General features: G+C 33.1%; 17 protein-coding genes. 6 read left to right on the forward strand and 11 right to left on the reverse strand.

The genetic code is table 11. The features are described 5' to 3' along the window. The first annotated feature begins 58 nt into the window (after nucleotides 1–58). Nucleotides 59–1,237, forward strand: coding sequence for a hypothetical protein (locus tag HA152_RS07680; protein WP_209135226.1), 1,179 nt, complete (start codon nucleotides 59–61; stop codon nucleotides 1,235–1,237). A gap of 2 nt (nucleotides 1,238–1,239) precedes the next feature. On the opposite strand, the gene HA152_RS07685 is transcribed toward HA152_RS07680, so the two are convergent. From HA152_RS07685 to era, 3 genes are all read right to left on the reverse strand, one after another. Continuing rightward, nucleotides 1,240–2,070 (reverse strand): NAD-dependent epimerase/dehydratase family protein, encoded by an 831-nt coding sequence (locus HA152_RS07685; RefSeq protein ID WP_209135228.1) that lies wholly within the window; start codon nucleotides 2,068–2,070, stop codon nucleotides 1,240–1,242. Between the two features lie 140 nt (nucleotides 2,071–2,210). Next, a complete protein-coding gene (trmD, locus tag HA152_RS07690; protein ID WP_209135230.1) occupies nucleotides 2,211–2,927 on the reverse strand; it encodes a tRNA (guanosine(37)-N1)-methyltransferase TrmD in 717 nt (238 codons plus the stop codon). Beyond that, on the reverse strand, nucleotides 2,928–3,839 hold the full coding sequence (gene era / locus HA152_RS07695; protein WP_209135232.1) for a GTPase Era: 912 nt from the start codon (nucleotides 3,837–3,839) through the stop codon (nucleotides 2,928–2,930). It abuts the gene before it with no gap. Between the two features lie 38 nt (nucleotides 3,840–3,877). Between era and HA152_RS07700 the strand changes: the two genes are divergently transcribed. Beyond that, a complete protein-coding gene (locus tag HA152_RS07700; RefSeq protein ID WP_209135235.1) occupies nucleotides 3,878–4,405 on the forward strand; it encodes a hypothetical protein in 528 nt (175 codons plus the stop codon). Nucleotides 4,406–4,456: 51 nt separating this feature from the next. Here HA152_RS07700 and HA152_RS07705 read toward each other — a convergent pair whose 3' ends face one another. From HA152_RS07705 to HA152_RS07725, 5 genes are all read right to left on the reverse strand, one after another. After that, on the reverse strand, nucleotides 4,457–5,194 hold the full coding sequence (locus HA152_RS07705; protein ID WP_209135237.1) for a Bax inhibitor-1/YccA family protein: 738 nt from the start codon (nucleotides 5,192–5,194) through the stop codon (nucleotides 4,457–4,459). Nucleotides 5,195–5,267: 73 nt separating this feature from the next. Further along, nucleotides 5,268–6,224, reverse strand: a complete 957-nt coding sequence (locus tag HA152_RS07710; protein ID WP_209135239.1) for a PhoH family protein — start codon at nucleotides 6,222–6,224, stop codon at nucleotides 5,268–5,270. A gap of 30 nt (nucleotides 6,225–6,254) precedes the next feature. Then, entirely contained in the window at nucleotides 6,255–6,620 is a 366-nt protein-coding gene (gene rpsP / locus HA152_RS07715) for a 30S ribosomal protein S16 (protein ID WP_209135241.1), read from the reverse strand. 54 nt (nucleotides 6,621–6,674) lie between these two features. Continuing rightward, a complete protein-coding gene (ffh, locus tag HA152_RS07720) occupies nucleotides 6,675–8,144 on the reverse strand; it encodes a signal recognition particle protein (protein WP_209135243.1) in 1,470 nt (489 codons plus the stop codon). 47 nt (nucleotides 8,145–8,191) lie between these two features. Then, the gene (locus HA152_RS07725) at nucleotides 8,192–10,297 is read right to left on the reverse strand and encodes an IMS domain-containing protein (protein WP_209135245.1); all 2,106 of its coding nucleotides are present in this window, start codon (nucleotides 10,295–10,297) and stop codon (nucleotides 8,192–8,194) included. Between the two features lie 113 nt (nucleotides 10,298–10,410). Between HA152_RS07725 and pdhA the strand changes: the two genes are divergently transcribed. Beyond that, on the forward strand, nucleotides 10,411–11,484 hold the full coding sequence (pdhA, locus tag HA152_RS07730; protein WP_209135247.1) for a pyruvate dehydrogenase (acetyl-transferring) E1 component subunit alpha: 1,074 nt from the start codon (nucleotides 10,411–10,413) through the stop codon (nucleotides 11,482–11,484). Nucleotide 11,485: 1 nt separating this feature from the next. Here pdhA and HA152_RS07735 read toward each other — a convergent pair whose 3' ends face one another. Continuing rightward, nucleotides 11,486–12,427, reverse strand: a complete 942-nt coding sequence (locus HA152_RS07735) for an RpoD/SigA family RNA polymerase sigma factor (RefSeq protein ID WP_209135249.1) — start codon at nucleotides 12,425–12,427, stop codon at nucleotides 11,486–11,488. Nucleotides 12,428–12,566: 139 nt separating this feature from the next. Next, nucleotides 12,567–14,132, reverse strand: coding sequence for an NAD(P)H-hydrate dehydratase (locus HA152_RS07740; RefSeq protein ID WP_209135252.1), 1,566 nt, complete (start codon nucleotides 14,130–14,132; stop codon nucleotides 12,567–12,569). Nucleotides 14,133–14,178: 46 nt separating this feature from the next. Here HA152_RS07740 and mnmA point away from each other — a divergent pair, with 46 nt between their 5' ends. Next, the gene (gene mnmA / locus HA152_RS07745; protein WP_209135254.1) at nucleotides 14,179–15,333 is read left to right on the forward strand and encodes a tRNA 2-thiouridine(34) synthase MnmA; all 1,155 of its coding nucleotides are present in this window, start codon (nucleotides 14,179–14,181) and stop codon (nucleotides 15,331–15,333) included. On the opposite strand, the gene HA152_RS07750 is transcribed toward mnmA, so the two are convergent. Continuing rightward, a complete protein-coding gene (locus HA152_RS07750) occupies nucleotides 15,326–16,813 on the reverse strand; it encodes an acyltransferase (RefSeq protein ID WP_209135257.1) in 1,488 nt (495 codons plus the stop codon). The two genes, mnmA and HA152_RS07750, sit on opposite strands and share 8 nt — an antisense overlap. 86 nt (nucleotides 16,814–16,899) lie before the next feature. Here HA152_RS07750 and HA152_RS07755 point away from each other — a divergent pair, with 86 nt between their 5' ends. Both HA152_RS07755 and sodN read left to right on the forward strand, forming a co-directional pair. Further along, on the forward strand, nucleotides 16,900–17,472 hold the full coding sequence (locus HA152_RS07755; protein WP_209135259.1) for an FKBP-type peptidyl-prolyl cis-trans isomerase: 573 nt from the start codon (nucleotides 16,900–16,902) through the stop codon (nucleotides 17,470–17,472). An 84-nt stretch (nucleotides 17,473–17,556) separates the two neighbouring features. Then, nucleotides 17,557–18,030: a superoxide dismutase, Ni gene (gene sodN / locus HA152_RS07760; RefSeq protein WP_209135261.1), complete on the forward strand. Its 474-nt coding sequence runs from the start codon at nucleotides 17,557–17,559 to the stop codon at nucleotides 18,028–18,030. The last annotated feature ends 4 nt before the right edge of the window (nucleotides 18,031–18,034 follow it).

Below are 18,034 nucleotides of genomic sequence, written 5' to 3' on the forward strand. Positions count from 1 at the left end.
AATCAATTCTTTATTATTCAATTAAGGGTAGTTTAAAAAAACTCTTACTTTATTCTTAATGAAATACTGTCTATATATTACTTATGATGGCCTATTAGATCCCTTAGGCCAATCTCAGATTCTTCCTTACTTAAGAAATTTAAATAAAAATGATAATAAATTTATAGTTGTTAGTTATGAAAAAATTGAGAAGAATAAAATTGAAATAAAATCACTAAAGAAAATTTTAGAAAGAGAGGGGTTTGAATGGATAATCCTTCCTTTTAAAAAAGGCAAAATACATTTTTTATTAAGAATAATATTCGGAGTGATTCGTATTAAAACATTACTAATCTTAAGAAAGATTAATTTAGTTCATTTAAGAGGCTGTTTCCCAGGCCTTATTTACATACTTACTTTTTCTTCAACAAATTATTTATATGACCTAAGGGCCTTTTTTGGACAATGGGCTGATGGAGGAATTACAAAGTATAATTCCCTAGCTTATAAATTTTCATTGTTACTTGAAAAAAGAATAATAAATAAAGCAAGTGCGATAGTAGTACTAGATCAATCTGGCAAAGAATACATAGAAAAAAATTATGCCCTCAAGAGTCCCACCTATATAATCTCCACAGCAACAGATTTAAGTAAATATAAATTAAAAAAATTACCTAAATCAAATAAAAATAGATTAATAAAATTAGTTTATCTTGGTGGAGCAAGATTTCCTCCATATAGAATTGTGGATGCAATAATTCTAACCAAGATATTTATTAAAGCTGGAGTAAATTGTAGGTTAGATTTTATTAACAAGAATGACCATAATTTTATTGAAGATACTCTTTATAAATACCAAATTCCAAAAAATTCCTACACCATTAAAAATTTGAATCACGATCAAATTTATACAAAGCTTCCAGAATATGATGTAGGCTTTGTATTTTTAAATAAAGGTAAATGGATAAGAATGAGCTCCCCAACAAAGATAGGGGAATATTTAGCTGCAGGATTAATTGTTATAGGTAATCATGATATTGCTGTGCTTGATAGGCTATCTTTGGAATCAAAAAACATTGAGATCATAAAAGAATGTGGTGAAAAAATTTCTTATGAAAAAGATAAGATTTCTAATCTACTAAAAAAAATTTATAGTAAAAACACAAAACACGAGTCTCAAAAATTGGCAGAAAAATATTATTCATTAGAGAATGCAAACTCAGAGTATCAAAAAATTTACAATTTTTTAAATAAATGAAGTCATAATTCAGGAACATAACTCATAACTTCATTATTTCTATAGGGTATGACACCATTTATTATTCTCCCTTTAGCTCCTAATCTCTCCCATTCACTTTTAGCAAATGAAAGAAGACTCATATTTTGATCTGTACCAATATTTTTAATTATTCCACCATCACTATAGTTATCTAAACTCATAGCAATATCGAGTAATTTTTTAACAGCTTCTTCAACTCTCATAAAGTTCCTTAGTTGATTACCCAAGGTCATTTCAAAATTCTCCCCAGCTTGTGCTGCTCCAACGAGTTTAGGCCAAAACCTCAATTTATGGTCCCCTTTACCATACAAATGAAAAAATCTCGGTACTACAAGCTTTATCCCTTTGTCTTTCGCAAAATTTAGAGCAAACAGGCTGCCTGCTGCTTTTGAAAACCCATAGGCTCCGACGGGTTTTAAAGGAGCTGTTATTGGAATTCGATCAAATTCATCTCCTGAATAACCATATTCAAAACAAGATCCACAGATAATGAACTTAGTTATTCCGCTCTCAAAAGCGTTTTTAATTATTTGACTAGTTTGAATGAAATTTACCTTGGCACATTTCTCCCAATCATTGTGATTATTAACTACACCCTCTGATGCGCAATGTACAAAAATATCACAACCTTCCATATCTTTACTCCAATCGTTAAATAATTCTCCCCTGCAAATTTTTAATTTTCTTATGAATTCAACTCTAGGATTACTATTAGGCCTTAAAAGAGCCGTAACTTTATGCCCATTGAAAAGCAGTTCATTTACAAAATTACTTCCTACAAACCCACTAGCACCAGTAACAAAGAAATGCACTTATGAAATTTTGTCGTTTACATAGACAATTTAAACAAAATTTCTAATAATTACAAACAAATTATTTTTTTACTTTAAAGATTTGAATTTTTAGAGGCTTAGATAAAAATTTTATTTTATTTTTTTAAAAAGTCAATCCGTTATGTTTCCTTTATGTTAGGGAATTCCTGTATTTGATCTTCTTTAACCAAATCCTTACGTCTTTCTAGTGTTCTTATAAACATTTGTTTTTTTCTCCATGCTTTGATTTCATTGTGGTTACCGCTAACAAGGATATCTGGAACTTTCATATCTTTAAAAATCGCAGGTCTAGTATATTGGGGATATTCTAATAGATGATTATTATGGCTCTCATCTTTTAGAGATTCTGAATCTCCTAAAACGCCTGGCAATAACCTGGACAAACCATTAACTATTGACATGGCAGGTATTTCACCACCAGATAAAACATAATCTCCTAAAGATATCTCCTCATCTGCAAGACACCTCACTCTTTCATCAAAGCCTTCATATTGACCACAGATAATTATTAATTGATCAAGATTTGTCCATCTTAATAAATCATTTTGCTTGAGCACTTTCCCCTGGGGAGTCATTAATAGGGTTTTATTATTTGGAAATTTATTAACTGAATCATGGGCTTTATAAATTGGTTCTGGTTTCAATACCATCCCTGCTCCTCCACCATACGGTTTGTCATCTACTTGCCTATATGAACCTTCTCCAAAGTCTCTTAAATCGTGAAGATGCAAATTAATAATATTTTTATCTAAAGCTTTAGTAATAACCCCTAAATTATTTATCGATTCAAAAGCTTTAGGAAATAATGTAATTACATCAAAATTAAAACTAGTCATCTATGAATCTTCCTCGTAACCAAACTCAATTAGCCTTGATTGTTTTTTTCTCCAGTTTGGAACAACTTTCACAAACAACTCTAGATGAATTGGACTATCAATTAATTTAGATATATTTGATCTTGCTGACTGACCAATAACTTTTAACATTGAACCTTTTTTTCCAATTAGGATACCTTTTTGACTAGTTCTTTCAACAATAATAGTAGCCAAAATAGCTGTAAAGCACTTGCCATTTTTTCTTTTCATTTCCTCTATCTTTTCTATCTTTACTGCAACACTATGAGGAATTTCTTCTCTTGTATTTATTAATACTTGCTCTCTTACTAAATCTGACAATAAATTTTCTAATGGTTGGTCACAAATCATATCTTCACTATATAGTTTTGGTCCCTTTGGAAGACAATCAAGTACTATATCGACTAGTTCTGAACATCCTTCACCTTTAGAAGCACTTACAATTTGAAAGTTTCTGTTAATTCCAAAAAATCTTCTATATTGATCTAATCGTAAATTCTTAAATTCTTTATTAACCAAATCCCACTTATTTAATGCAACAATAAAATCAGTTTTATTTGCTATTAGAAAGTTCAAAATATATTCATCACCTCTACCAGGTTCTTCACTTGAATCAATTACAAAAATTACCATATCAACTCCATTAATTGCAGATTTAGCGTTTTTTACTAATATCTCTCCAAGTCGATGATGAGGTTTATGAACGCCTGGGGTATCGACAAAAATTATTTGCCCATCGTCTGTAGTAAGTATTCCTTTTAATTTGTTTCTGGTAGTTTGCGCTATTGGAGAAGTAATTGTTATTTTTTCTCCAATTAATTTATTTATTAAAGTAGATTTACCGACATTTGGCCTCCCTAGTAAAGTTACAAACCCAGATCTATAATTGGTCAAAGACTTTTAATGCATCAATAATAAAATTCTGATCAAAAATGAAAAAAAAAACCATAAGTTTAAAAGAAGCTTCGTTCACGCAAGCAATAAACATATCTGCACAATGGTGCAAAGAGTGGGGTGAAGATTTACTCAGCGAAGAGGTTTTAGCAGATAGAATCGCAGAGCTAACTAAAACAAGAAATGGACTCAGAGGATTTTTTGCATACGCTTTATCAGATAAAGACTGTTTTTTGTTAGATAAACTTCCTTTTTCACTAATTTACAAACTGAACGAAGGTGGTGATGCTGTAACAGAAATAGTAGTAAAAAATTTAATAATGAGTTCCGCTCAAATTATTATTCATCGAAGAAGTAATAATCATGAATATGAAACAGCCTCGGTGAACATTTCAGATAGATGTAAGGCAATTTTGAGACTGCTAGAAACTAGGTCAGTTACAAAGTCTGTTAATCAAGTCCTTAGAGACTTAGATAATATGGGAAACAGTTTTGATAATTCAGTAAAATATGACTCAGAACAAAAGGAATTCATAAAAAAACAAATTCTTGATGTCGCTCAATAAAAAAGCGTAGAAACAATTCTACGCTTAGGGTTAGTTATTTACTCAATGTACTTAGTCTCTTCTTCCACCGCCTTGAAGTGCAATCATTAGCCTCAATATAAAAACAAAAAGATTTATATAAGTTAGATACATACCTAAGGCCCCTGAAAGGTATTGATCATCATTATATCTTCTTGGCATTGTATAGAAATCAACGAAAGACATTGCAACAAACAAGACAGTTCCAAATCCTGCAATTATCAATTCGAGTCCTGAACCTCCAAAAACTCCTGGAGCAAAGAATCCTCCAATTAATTGGACAAACATTGCTATTAGCAGTCCTATCAACCCAAGACCAACTACCCCACTTAGTGCTTGACCAACGCTATCACTCATTCTTTGGCCAGTGTAAGAAGCAATAACGAAAGTTATACCTGTAGCTAAGGCAGCTGTTCCAACCGAACCAATCCCAATTGTTCCTATTGCTAAGGCAACTATTCCACTTAAGGTAAATCCAGTTAACAAGCTAAAGGCTGTGAGTAAAGGTAAAGCTTTTGCATTATTTGCATTATTTGCAGCGCTTGTGGCTATAAAAAACAAAATCAATTCTGCAATTAATGCAACTATTGAGAGAGGCTGGAAAAGCCCAGGATTTGTTGCTATGAGTGAGATACCTGCTAAAACGCCTAAAGAAGTTAAAACCATACCTCCACCGACGTAAGGTAAAGCTTTTTTAACAACGTTAGGTCCAACGATTGAACTAGTTTGTGCTTCACGAATAGCCTGATTGAAATTACTACTTGCTGGCATTTTTTTTATTAAACATAGACTTATTCTACTTGATTTTTGAAATTTCAGAGTACGGATCTCCAGAGTTATAAGTTTATTGATAAGCCTCAATGATTTTCTGAACTAAAGGATGACGAACTACATCTTCAATAGTTAAATAACAAAATTTTATATCTTGAGTTTCAGAGAAAATTCTCGATGCTTCGATGAGGCCGCTTTCCTGATCTTTTTTTAAATCAATTTGTGTAATATCTCCGTTTACAACCATTTTTGATCTCTCTCCTAATCTGGTCAAAAACATTCTCATTTGAGAGCAAGTTGTGTTTTGTGCTTCATCTAGGATAACTATCGCGTTATCTAAGGTTCTACCTCTCATAAATGCTAAAGGAGCAACTTCAATAATTCCTTTATCGATTAACGAATTTGTTCTATCAAAACCAAAAATGCTATGTAAAGAATCAAAAAGGGGTCTTAAATATGGATCTACTTTTTGTTGCAAATCACCAGGTAGAAATCCCAAACTTTCACCAGCTTCTACAGCTGGCCTGGTTAAAATAATTTTATCAATTTTTTTTTCGTTCAATAGTCTGGCCGCGCAAACAGTTGCTAAAAATGTCTTCCCAGTTCCAGCTGGTCCAATTGCGAACGTAAGATCATAATTTTCAATTGATTCAACATATTCTTTTTGCCTTATAGTTCTTGGTCTTAGATATCTTCCTTCTTTGGAACGCGCAAGAACTTTTTTCCCAAGTTCAGCATGTGAAGAAGATTCTCCCATATTTAAAGAACTTAAAGCCGCTTTAAGATCTACCTCTGGGACTTCTAACCCTTGTTCCCAAATTGGTCTTGTTAGTTCGACTAATGCTGAGGCTCTCTCAATCTTCGATATGACACCGTTCATTTCAAGTTGTAAGCCTCTTATGGTTAAAGAAACTCCTGTTAAGGACTCAAACTTTTTTAAGAAAGAATTACCCGGGCCTGATAATGCTGTAGCGGCATCAGAGCTTGGCAAGTCTATTGTGAAGTGACCAGTTTTGGAAACTTCCTTCATCTAGTTATTGAATAAAAATTTGTCAAATCACTAGCTTTCAGCTTCATTACTCTCGCTTTCAGCTTTACTACTATCATTTTCTTCGTCTTTAGTTTTAGCCTTAGCTAATTTTTCCTTCTCTAACTTTGCTTTGCCAATTGCGATAGAGGGCCTTTCTTTTTTTTCTAATAATCCTCCCTTTTCTAATAAAGATCTCACAACATCAGTTGGCTGAGCTCCCTGAGTAAGTCTTGTTCTTAAAGCTTCTGTATCAAGCCTAGTTTCCTTAGTTCTTGGGTTATAAAAACCTAGTTCTTCTAGAGGTCTACCATCTCTTCTGGAAGTACTGTTGGATGCAACGATTCTGAAACTTGCCTCTTTTTTCTTTCCAAAGCGCTTAAGGCGCAGTTTAATCATCTTGAATTAAAGTGTTTTTAATAATAATATCATTGAAAGGTATAAATTTAGAAACTATAAATCAGCAAACCCTTTTTTCTTCTTGTTATTTTTTTGTTTTTTCATCGGTTTATTACCAGTCATTCCTGGCATCCCGCCCATTCCTGGCATCCCGCCCATTCCTGGCATCCCGCCCATTCCTGGCATCCCGCCCATTCCTGGCATCCCGCCCATTCCTGGCATCCCACCGTTCGACATTTGTTTCATAAAGCCTCTCATTCTTTGAAAATCAGCTAATACTTTGTCTACATCTTTTGCTTCATAACCGCTACCTTGAGCGATTCTTTGTCTTCTTGAAGGCTGAGCAGCAAGAACCTCAGGTTTTTGTTTTTCCTCAAGAGTCATTGAAGAGATCATAGATTCTATTTTCTTTAATTGATCTTCTCCATCTTTTATCATCCCATCATCGATTTTGTTCATTCCAGGAATCAATTTAATCAATCCACCAAGTGATCCCATTCTTTTAATTAATCTCATTTGCTTAACAAAATCATTAAAATCAAAAGTCGCTTCTTGAAGTTTCTTTTGCATCGCTTCTGCATCAGCAAGTTCAACTTCTTTTTGGGCTTTTTCAACAAGTGTCAATACATCACCCATGCCTAAAATTCTGCTAGCCATTCTCTCTGGATGAAATGGTTGCAGTGCCTCTATTTTTTCACCGACACCTATAAATTTGATTGGTTTACCACTTATTTTCCTTATTGATAAAGCAGCACCTCCTCTTGAGTCCCCATCCAACTTAGTTAATATCGCCCCTGAAATTCCTACTTTTTCATGAAATGACTTTGTTAAGTCTGCAGCTTCTTGCCCAATCATTGAATCAACAACAAGCAATACTTCATCAGGATTAGAAACTTCTTTTATTCGAACCATTTCACTCATCATGGAATCATCTATTTGCAATCTTCCTGCAGTGTCAATAATTATCGAATTAAAATCATTTTCATTAGCAAAATTCAATGCGTCCTTTGCTATCTCTTCTGGTTTACTATTTTGTTGTTTAGCTGAAAAAACCTCCAAATCATATTGACTTCCCAATGTTTTAAGCTGCTCTACAGCTGCTGGTCGATAAATATCTGCAGCAACTAAAAGAACTTTTTTATCTTTTTCCTTCAAATACAGTCCTAATTTTCCTGTTGCAGTTGTTTTACCCGCTCCCTGAAGTCCAGCCATCAAAATGACTGTAGGACTATTTTCATTTTCGTTTAATGGAGAATTTTCATTCCCCATAATGTTAATCAATTCTTTATTTACAACTTCTATAAATTTTTGACCTGGATTTACACCCCTTACTACTTCTTCTCCAATGGCTTTATCTTTGACATCTGATATAAAATCTTTTACTACAGACAAGCTTACATCTGCATCAAGGAGTGCTCTTTTTACCTCCTTTAAGGCATCGTTAATGTTATTTTCACTAATTTTTGCTTCGCCTCTTAAACCCTTTACTGCGTCTTCAAAGCGTGAAGAGAGTTCATCAAACATTATTAAAAAGTAATTTTAATTATTATAGATGATCTTGAAGTTTGTAATTACAAGCCACTCACGAAATCAACCAATTTCCACGATTTATTTGAAAAACCCAAAATATATTTAACTTTAAGGGGATTCAATGATGTTTCATTAATAAATTCTCCAGAATTCTTTACTATTCTCTCTAGATAATTCAATTCAACTAAAACAACTATCCGAGATGAAGTTTGCGATTCCAAATCAATCTTACGAATTTGGGAATTAATCTCCTTGTAAATTCCCTTCTTGATATCGTTCTGTCTTTCTTCGATTGTTCGATCAATTAGACCTTTACTAACAATCTTAGAAAGATTAATTTCACCCTTTCCACCTAAGTAATTACTTTTATTAAAAAGCCATCCATTAATTAAATTCTTTATATCTTCCAAAGAAGGTGAAGCAGTATTAAGTTCTTTGAATTCATAGGAAATAATTGAAGTAGATTTCTCAGAAATAGAATTCAATTTACTTGAAGGATTTTTTTTTATTTCTTGAATAATATCTATCTCACTAAGCTTTTGATTTTTATCTTTTGCAATTAAAGGTTTTTCAGCAATAGATTCGTCCTGAATTGATTTTTTAAAATTATTTCTTAAAAATCCAATCCCAATACCAAATGCAAATAAGATCAAAAACGCATAGATATAAATTAAATACGGCGACCGATTAATTATCTGTTTATCCTTCAAGAATTCCCCAAAACTAAACTTTAATTCAGCAATTTTTTCAATAAAAAAATTATAAAACTCAATTGGTTTTTTCTTAAAGTATTCCTCATTGAATTCTATTTTTTTGGTCTCAACCTTTTCATAGCCTTGTTTTATGCCACCAGGCCAAGGTAATCTTCTTTCATCAATATTACCCAATATATTATCAAAATCTTCAGTCGTTTTTGTGGAGGTTTCCTTCTCAATTTGTTGGTTTTGAAGATTTGATCTAATTGCAATTTTGTTTGATTTCTTTTCTAATTTTTCAATAAATTCTTGAATTTCCCTATCTTCAAACCAAGAATCTAAATCCACCTCTCTTGAGTCAATGTCTCTATATCCAACTAAAACATCATTCTCTAACCAATTTTTACAGAAAATACATATCGCTTCTAACTTATTTCCAGGATAATTATTAAGCCAATCTCGTAAATTTTCATCAGAACTACTTGAAAACCTTGCAGAGGCTTGGTCAATATCAGCTAACAGCAAATCTAAACAGCCAACTAGAGGCATTGAATCAAGACCTGATAAATTTAGTTTCTTTAAAATTCTCCTGGCTTCAAATAATTTTTCTGGCTTTCTTCTAGAGAAACCAATAGCTGTTAAAGATAGAAACGCTAAAAATCCTGCTTCTAATGATCCTCTTTTTTGTAATTCAAGAAACAAATCAATCTGTTCTTGCACTGTCAAAAATGGCTTAATTTGTTGAAAAAAAACTTCAAACTCTTGCTGATTTAAATAATCTTTATACTCAGATTTATTATTACCCTCCAAACCACCTCTTTTGATTATTAAATTTTCCAACATACTTAAGCCTTTTTTATGAGACTCTTGATCATTTAAATCTCTACTAAGTAGATCTAGGATTCTGTAAGGAAGCAAAGCAACCAAATCTTCTTCAAGTTCTTTTCTAATTTCTCCAAGCTTTCCCATTCTTTGTAGAAGTTGTATACCCTCATGTAAAAAGTCTGCCGCGTTCGAATATGATCTAAGCTGTTGTTCTTGAATTGCAGAATCTCTAGCTGTTAAAGCAGCCAATAATATTAAATCAGCTTCTCTACTACTTCCTAAAGCTGGAGTTTGTGGGGGTTGTAATGCTTTTCTCGTAATTTTAAAAGCTTCTTTTGGTGAACCTGATTCCCAAAGAAGTATTAATCCTGCTACTTCTCTATTTGAGGAAAAATCCAATCCAGAATTGCCATTTAATAACAAATTTTCGTACTCTCTTCTGCTTTCTGGATCTGTAAGTAGATCTGCAGTGAGGCGAAGCAGCTCAGATCTTTGGGTTAAAACTTCATAAGTAAAACCTTCATCAGGTGTTTTATCTAACCGCAATTGAAACGCCCTTAATATTTCCTCAGAAGTTGCGGAGGGGCTTACGCCAATTAAACGAAAATGGTCTAAAGGAAGTTCCAAACAAATATCCTATTGAAAATTCTTAGACAAATTTTATCAAGTTAAAAATTTTTTTCACAAGGTCTTACAGAGTTATTAAAAAAAATCATGAAAATCGCCCATCACGGCTTAGAATGTTAACAAATCAAAACTTCGTTAAGGTATTTTTCTTGGAAACACACGTAGAGAGAATCTCAAATCTTCAAGACATAAAAAAAGCCGAATTAGATCGAGAAACCGGATTATTCCTTTATGAAGACATGACGCTTGGTCGTAGGTTTGAAGATAAGTGTGCAGAAATGTATTACAGGGGAAAAATGTTTGGTTTCGTTCATTTATACAACGGTCAAGAGGCTATAAGCACGGGAGTAATTGGCGCCATGAAAAAGAAACATGATTGGTTTTGTAGTACCTATCGCGATCATGTTCATGCACTAAGTGCGGGTGTTCCCTCATTTGAAGTAATGAGTGAACTTTTTGGTAAATCCACTGGTTGTAGCAAAGGCCGAGGTGGATCCATGCACTTATTTTCAAGAGAGCATCACCTACTAGGAGGATATGCATTTATTGGAGAGGGAATTCCAGTTGCCTTAGGGGCAGCCTTTTCAAGTAAATACAAAAAGGAAGTTGCAGGAAATAGTAATAGTGATGCCGTAACTGCAGCATTTTTTGGGGATGGGACTTGCAATAATGGGCAGTTTTTTGAATGTTTAAATATGGCTCAGTTATGGAAATTACCCATAATTTTTGTTGTTGAGAATAATAAATGGGCTATTGGTATGGCTCATGATAGAGCTACTAGTAATCCTGAAATCTGGAGAAAAGCGTCTGCTTTTGGCATGCACGGCGAGGAAGTTGATGGAATGGATGTATTAGCAGTAAGAGGGGCAGCACAAAGAGCAATTGAGCGAGCTAGGGCAGGAGAAGGGCCAACACTTTTAGAATGTTTAACTTATAGATATAGAGGGCATTCTCTTGCAGATCCAGATGAATTAAGATCTGAAAAAGAGAAGGAGTTTTGGGGGAAAAGAGATCCTATCAAGAAATTAGCTCAAGAAATTATTGATGGTAAATTTGCTACAGAAGAAGAATTAAAAATTATTGAAAAGAAAATTGATGCTGAAATATCGGAGTCAGTTAAAAATGCAATTGAAGCTCCTGAACCTCCTTCAGAAGAATTAACCAAATATATTTGGGCAGAAGATTAGATTAAATACCACTAGGTAATTTTCTGGTTAAATTCCTTAATTTTCTTAGTGCCTTAAGTTCAACTTGTCTTACTCTTTCTCTAGAAACTTCTAATAATCTTCCAATTTCTGCAAGCGTATGTCTCTCATTTGCATCAAGTCCAAACCTTAGTTTGAGAACATGTTGTTCTTGCTCGCTTAAATGACTTAACCACTTACCAAGTTGCTCTTGATGCATTTTCTGTTCAACTTGATCTAAGGGCTCTTCGTTATTACTATCTGCAATTAAATCTCCTAAAAAGCTCCTGCCGTCATCGCCATTTACTGGAGCATCTAAACTACTTGTCGATAAAGCTTGTCTTAAAACAGAATCCAATTCTTCAACATCAATTTCCATTGCCTCTGCAATTTCAATTCTGCTTGGCATAGCACCAAGCTTATGAGCTAAATCTCTACTAACTTTTCTAATAGATGCTAACCTTTCACTTAAATGAACTGGTAAACGAATTGTTCTTGATTGACAGGCAATTGCTCTTGTCATACTCTGCCTAATCCACCAAAAGGCATAAGTAGAAAACTTATATCCTCTTGTCGGATCAAATTTTTCAACAGCCCTCTCTAACCCAAGAGAACCTTCTTGAACTAAATCAAGTAATTCCAATCCTTTACCTTGATATTTTTTTGCCACACTGACAACTAATCTTAAATTAGCTTTCATCATTCTTTCTTTAGCTCTTCGACCAATTTTTATAGTTCTTTTTTGCTGAGTTGTAAAATCATTAATCTTTTCATTTAATTGTCCATCTTCTGTAAGAATCATCATCTTCTGGACTTGATTACCCAATTCAATCTCTTCGGCAGGTGTTAATAAAGGAACTCTTCCAATATTCTGCAAATACCAACTTATTGGATCATTACTCCTCCTTTTTGGTTGTTCTGATTGAACTGGTAATGATGAAACCATTTTTTGACCTATTTAGGTGTATAAACTCTCGTACACTTTTGTAGAAATGGCCAAATATTTAATGCGCGCTTCAGATTTCAAGTAATATTTGTACACTTATGTGTTTAAAACTATAAATAACTCTCTTAAATTGTTTCTTTCAAGATATTTGTCTCGTTTTTATATTTCTCATTAATTTTGTCAGTTCATCACCAATAGCAGAAGCATTTGACCCACTTTTGCACTTTGATGCAGCAAATGAATGCAAAAGTACATATTTAGCAAAAAAATCTGTTGATATATTTCTACACAAGGTTAAATCAATCGCAGAACTACCAGCTACAAAACCAGATAAAAGATCACCCAATCCAGCTCGAGCTGTCTGAGAGTCGGTTCCAAAAAGTTGCCATACTTTTTTATTATCAGCAACTATGCTGTTAGCTCCTTTTAACAAAATACTGATATTGAATTCTTTTGCCGCATCACGAGCGAGCCCAACATTGGTCTTAGATTTTATATTAGGAAATAATCTTCCAAATTCTTTGCTATGTGGTGTAATCCATGTCTGAAACCTTCTCTCTAAAAAGAAATTTGCCCCCAACTTAGATTCCGAAATTCTATTAAGTGCATCTGCATCCAAAATTAATAATCCTTCAAAATCTAATAGAAAATCTTTTGATTTTTGCCAATCATCATTATCAATTCCTATTCCTGGACCGACAGCTAATGAATCAAACGCACTCAAATCAATATTTTTTAATGCACTGAAAAGAGATGAATTACCAGTTTGGTTACAATGCATAGTTTCTTTTAAAACTATTTCTGGGGCAACTTGCCAAATAGATTCAGCAACTATCCTAGGAAGGACGGCAGAGATAAAGCCTGCTCCACTGGATATGGCCCCTTTCAATGCCAAGTATGCAGCACCAGGATATTTTTCACTTCCGGCTATTAGTAATGTTCTGCCTCTTTGATATTTGTTGGAATTTTTTGGTAAAGAAGGTAAATCAATATTTTTTATATCTTTGTAAGTAACCTTAAAAATCTTTTTATCAATTTTGGATAGCTTACTAGTAGGCATCCCAATATCTATATGGTGCAATTCTCCAATAAAAGGTAAAGCAGAATCTTGGGTCAACCCAATCTTATAAAGACCAATGGCCAAGGTATAGTCTGCCTTTACTGCGTCTTCTAAAAAAGGGTCTCCTTTATCAGGACATAATCCTGTTGGGATATCAATACTTATTACCTTTCCAGATTTTTTATGAAATTTTTGATTAAACAGTTTAATTAATTTATCATCAACTTTTCTTGTTTGATTATTACCAAAAACTGCATCAATCCAAAGATCTTTCCCGTTTGCATCAGGAGGCTCTAGTAATTTTGTAACACCAATAGATGTAAGATAATTAAGGTGGTCATTTGTTAGTGTTTTTTTTATCGGGAATGGACACCATACCTGAACATTAAAACCTTTCAAAAAAAGCTCTCTAGCTATTACTGCACCATCCCCGCCATTATGCCCAGGGCCTATAAAAACAGTTATTCCATTCTTGAGAAGAGGTTTCTTTTTTAAGAGCCATCTACTAATTTGGATACCAGCTTTTTCCATCAATGCTTCTTGTGGCATCCCATCAGAAAACATTTCTTTCTCTACTATCAACATTTGCTTTGAATCAACAATTAAATGTTTAGAATCAATTGTTGGCCACACAATTTCGTTCATAATTAGTACAAAGCAATTGAAGAACTGTTCACAAATTTAAACTTCCATGTTAAAGACACAAAAGGATAAAAAATTAGAGAACTTTTTTTCTAATAATAAAACTAAAAAGAAGAAAAATATTATTGTAGGTCTTTCTGGTGGCGTAGATAGTTCCCTTTCAGCTGCTCTTCTTGTAGAAAGGGGCTGGAATGTTGAGGGGCTAACTCTTTGGCTAATGAAAGGACAAGGCTCCTGTTGTTCTGAAGGATTAGTAGATGCTGCTGGCCTTTGTGAAGATTTGGGAATTAATCATAAAATAATAGACTCAAGAGAAATTTTCGAAAGAGAGGTGATTAAAAAAACTACTGAAAGCTATGAGAATGGATTCACTCCACTGCCATGTTCGATGTGCAACAAGAATGTGAAATTTGAAGAGATGCTTAATTACGCAATTAACAAAAAAGACTTTACTCATATTGCGACAGGACATTACGCAAGGATAAAAAAATCATCTTATGCTGAAAAACTTAATTACAAGAGCTTTGTATTTAAGGACTTCCTTCTTCTCAGAGGTGCTGACGAAAAAAAAGACCAAAGTTATTTTCTTTATTCTCTTTCACAAGAAGTACTAAGCAGATTAGAATTTCCTCTTGGTGAAATGAAAAAGGAAGAGACAAGAAAGGAAGCCATGAGATTAGGCCTCAGAACTGCTCAAAAACCAGAAAGTCAAGATTTATGTTTAGTTGAGCATTATGGATCAATGCAGATATTTATCGACAAACACATTGAACCCAAAGAAGGAGAAATTGTTCATGTAAATGGGAAAGTCCTAGGAAAGCACAATGGTATTCAGCACTTTACAGTAGGTCAAAGAAAAGGTTTGGGCATTGCTTGGCCGGAACCATTATATGTAAAAAGTTTAGACAGGGTAAAAAACATAGTTTATGTGGCAGATAAAAGTGATCTATTTAATAGAGAAGCAATAATTAGTAAGGTTAACTGGGTTTCAATCGAAGAACCTAAGCAAGAGATTGAAGTAGAAGCACAAATCAGATATAGAAGTCATCCAGTAAAAGGAACTTTAATCCCTTTGAAAAATAAAGATCATCCTGCTAAAACATTTAAATTAATTTTTGAAGATAGTCAAAGTTCGGTAACGCCCGGACAAGCTGCAGTTTTTTATAAAGGAGAAATTTTATTAGGTGGAGGGTTAATTAATTAATTTTCCAAAAGATATTTAATCCCACAAAAAATATAAACAAAAACAAAATAGGTTTATCACCAAATTTTGTATAGAAAGTCTTTTCGGATGAAAAATTAGGGAACACTATTTCATTTCGCTCAACATCATAATCTAAAAGTTTAATTATTTTTCCATCATCTTGAACTAAGCCAGAAGGGCCTGTATTTGATACTAGTAAATTATTTTTCTTATTTTCAATACTTCTTAATCTAGCCAAAGATAGGAATTGATTATAAAGCTTAGCTGGATATGGATCTAAATTTGCTGCAGTTATTATTAGTTTAGCACCACTATTAATAGCTTTTCTTATTTCTAGTCCATCACTAATTTCGTAACATATAGCTACTGCTAATGGGGGTGTAATTTTAGTATCAAAAAATCTTGAATCAGAGCCTGGTTGAATTCCTCCTACTGCAGATAATCCTCTTGAAAAAATATTTAGAAATCTAGGTATTTTTTCACCTATTGGAACAAGTCTATTTTTATCAATAAATGAGGTAAAAGATTTATCTCCAATTTGAAATCCTAGTAAAGAACTTCTTAACTCATTATTTGAATTTCTGAAACCTCCTGACAAGGTATTAACCTTAATGCCTTTAGAAAAATAAAAATTATTAGATAGAGTTCCTTCAGGAGCAACAAGAAGTTTCGCTTTGTTTGATAAAGCATATTTTTGAGCGATGGATAGCTTTTCTTCAATAAATTCATCATTTATTTTTAATTTTTCTCTTGTTGGTATATTAGTTTGCCAAATAGCTACTGGATATTCATAATTTCTTTTTAATGGATTTGTTAAACCTCCAAATAAATGTAAGAAAATAAAAACCAAAAGTCCTAAAAGAAATATTTTTTTAAAGTGAAGTTTTCTTTCCCATCTACCTTGAATATAAAAAATCCAAAATCCAATCAATATTTGTAATACGCATAAACCACTTGCACCAATCCATCTTGCTAAACCAGCAAGATAAATATCACCTGGGATAAGACTCTCTCCTAAACCTATCCAAAAAAAAGGTGTTTGAGAAAGTATCAGTTCACCAATACCCCAAGTCAAGGATAAAAAAAATACTTTTACTGTTAAAGATAATATTTTCATTTTGAAAACATCCTCTTTCCAGAGAATAATTTCAACTAACAATCCCCATAAATAAACTAATATCCCACCCAGAAAAGCGCAAAATAATAATATTAAAATGGTAATTATTAAACTTGCAAGCCATGAAAACCCAAGCCATGTCAATGGATGAAGATCATAAAGCCAAGAATGACTTATCAAGATAAAGAAAAAACCCCAACAAAAATTTGCTATTCTCCTTTCACTTCCCTTCCATAAAATAAATAAAGATATCGGCATAAAAATCAGCCAAAAATGAGTTGAAACTGAAATTCCTCCTAAAATCCCTCCTAAACAAGGGTAAAAATATTGTCTTAGACTTTTAATTTGGGTTGGGATTAACAATCTAAAATTACGAAATTAAATTTATAATCACCCATTTATTGTACCTTCATTCTGTAAACTAAGGTTTAGTAACTTTCAAAATTTAAGTGAAAGAAGTCTTTATTAGTTTTGCAGTTTTTGTTTTTTGTGTTTCATTAACTCTTTTCAGTCAATTTAATTCACCTCAAGTTGTTAATGCTGCTGAATCAGAATCTCAGTCAGTTCAAAGAACACCTGTTGCAAAATCATCAAATGTCTCAAATAATAATTTATTTGAACTAGACCCATCAGATCCAAATCCTGTACTTTTCGCTATGGCAGAAGAAACACCATCAGATAACAATTCAAGGACTACAGAAAGTGGTCTAATTATTGCAGATATCGTAAACGGGGAAGGAGATGAAGCTAGTGCTGGGCAAACAGTTACTGTAAATTACACAGGAACTCTAGAAGATGGGACACAATTTGATACCAGTATCGGCAGAGCTCCATTCAGCTTTCCCTTGGGTGCTGGACGAGTAATAAAAGGTTGGGACGAAGGTGTAGCAGGCATGAAAGTTGGAGGCAAAAGAAAATTAACAATACCTCCGGAACTTGGATACGGATCAAGAGGAGCTGGAAATGTAATACCTGCTAATGCGACTTTAATATTTGAAGTTGAATTATTAAAAGTCAATTAAATTTAAATTAAGTAAGAAAAATATCTAAGACTTTTCAATTTAGTTAATCTACAAGTAATATATATACAACACAAAATATTTGAAATGTTAAGTAAATTCATCAATTCTTTTCTAGATAAAAACTTCCCAATGACAGTCCATGCTCACTGCGATGGTCCTTGTGGTGTTTACGACCCCGCATCTACGAGAGTTGCAGCTGAAGCAGTTTTATCAATGACAAAAAAACTTATTGCATTAGAGGCTCCTTCTAGCACTGATTCAGCAGAGTGGGCTGCATACAGTAATACATTTTCTAGATATGTTGCAGTTAAAGAAGAGCAAGCAAAAGAAACAAAGAAAGAGATTCTAATTTTGTGGACAGATTACTTTAAACCAGTTCACTTAGAAACATATCCAGACTTACATGAAACCATTTGGAAGGCGGCCAAATTATGCAGTGCATGCAAAGTTAATATTGACTTAGCCCAAGCTGAAGAACTCATGAGTTATGTAGAAAAAATTCATAATATTTTCTGGGCTTCAAAAGGAAGATCAGACGCTTTTGTAAAAGCTAGTTAATCAG

The organism is Prochlorococcus marinus XMU1412 (assembly GCF_017696315.1).
Taxonomy (GTDB): Bacteria; Cyanobacteriota; Cyanobacteriia; order PCC-6307; family Cyanobiaceae; genus Prochlorococcus_A; species Prochlorococcus_A marinus_AF.

What these genes read in the sequence shown, in the direction of transcription:
- HA152_RS07680 (WP_209135226.1), top strand. Translation starts at nt 59, where the DNA reads ATGAAATACTGTCTATATATTACTTATGATGGCCTATTAGATCCCTTA.
- trmD (WP_209135230.1), bottom strand. Translation starts at nt 2,927, where the DNA reads ATGACTAGTTTTAATTTTGATGTAATTACATTATTTCCTAAAGCTTTT.
- HA152_RS07700 (WP_209135235.1), top strand. Translation starts at nt 3,878, where the DNA reads ATGAAAAAAAAAACCATAAGTTTAAAAGAAGCTTCGTTCACGCAAGCA.
- HA152_RS07705 (WP_209135237.1), bottom strand. Translation starts at nt 5,194, where the DNA reads ATGCCAGCAAGTAGTAATTTCAATCAGGCTATTCGTGAAGCACAAACT.
- HA152_RS07710 (WP_209135239.1), bottom strand. Translation starts at nt 6,224, where the DNA reads ATGAAGGAAGTTTCCAAAACTGGTCACTTCACAATAGACTTGCCAAGC.
- rpsP (WP_209135241.1), bottom strand. Translation starts at nt 6,620, where the DNA reads ATGATTAAACTGCGCCTTAAGCGCTTTGGAAAGAAAAAAGAGGCAAGT.
- ffh (WP_209135243.1), bottom strand. Translation starts at nt 8,144, where the DNA reads ATGTTTGATGAACTCTCTTCACGCTTTGAAGACGCAGTAAAGGGTTTA.
- pdhA (WP_209135247.1), top strand. Translation starts at nt 10,411, where the DNA reads ATGTTAACAAATCAAAACTTCGTTAAGGTATTTTTCTTGGAAACACAC.
- HA152_RS07735 (WP_209135249.1), bottom strand. Translation starts at nt 12,427, where the DNA reads ATGGTTTCATCATTACCAGTTCAATCAGAACAACCAAAAAGGAGGAGT.
- HA152_RS07740 (WP_209135252.1), bottom strand. Translation starts at nt 14,132, where the DNA reads ATGAACGAAATTGTGTGGCCAACAATTGATTCTAAACATTTAATTGTT.
- mnmA (WP_209135254.1), top strand. Translation starts at nt 14,179, where the DNA reads ATGTTAAAGACACAAAAGGATAAAAAATTAGAGAACTTTTTTTCTAAT.
- sodN (WP_209135261.1), top strand. Translation starts at nt 17,557, where the DNA reads ATGTTAAGTAAATTCATCAATTCTTTTCTAGATAAAAACTTCCCAATG.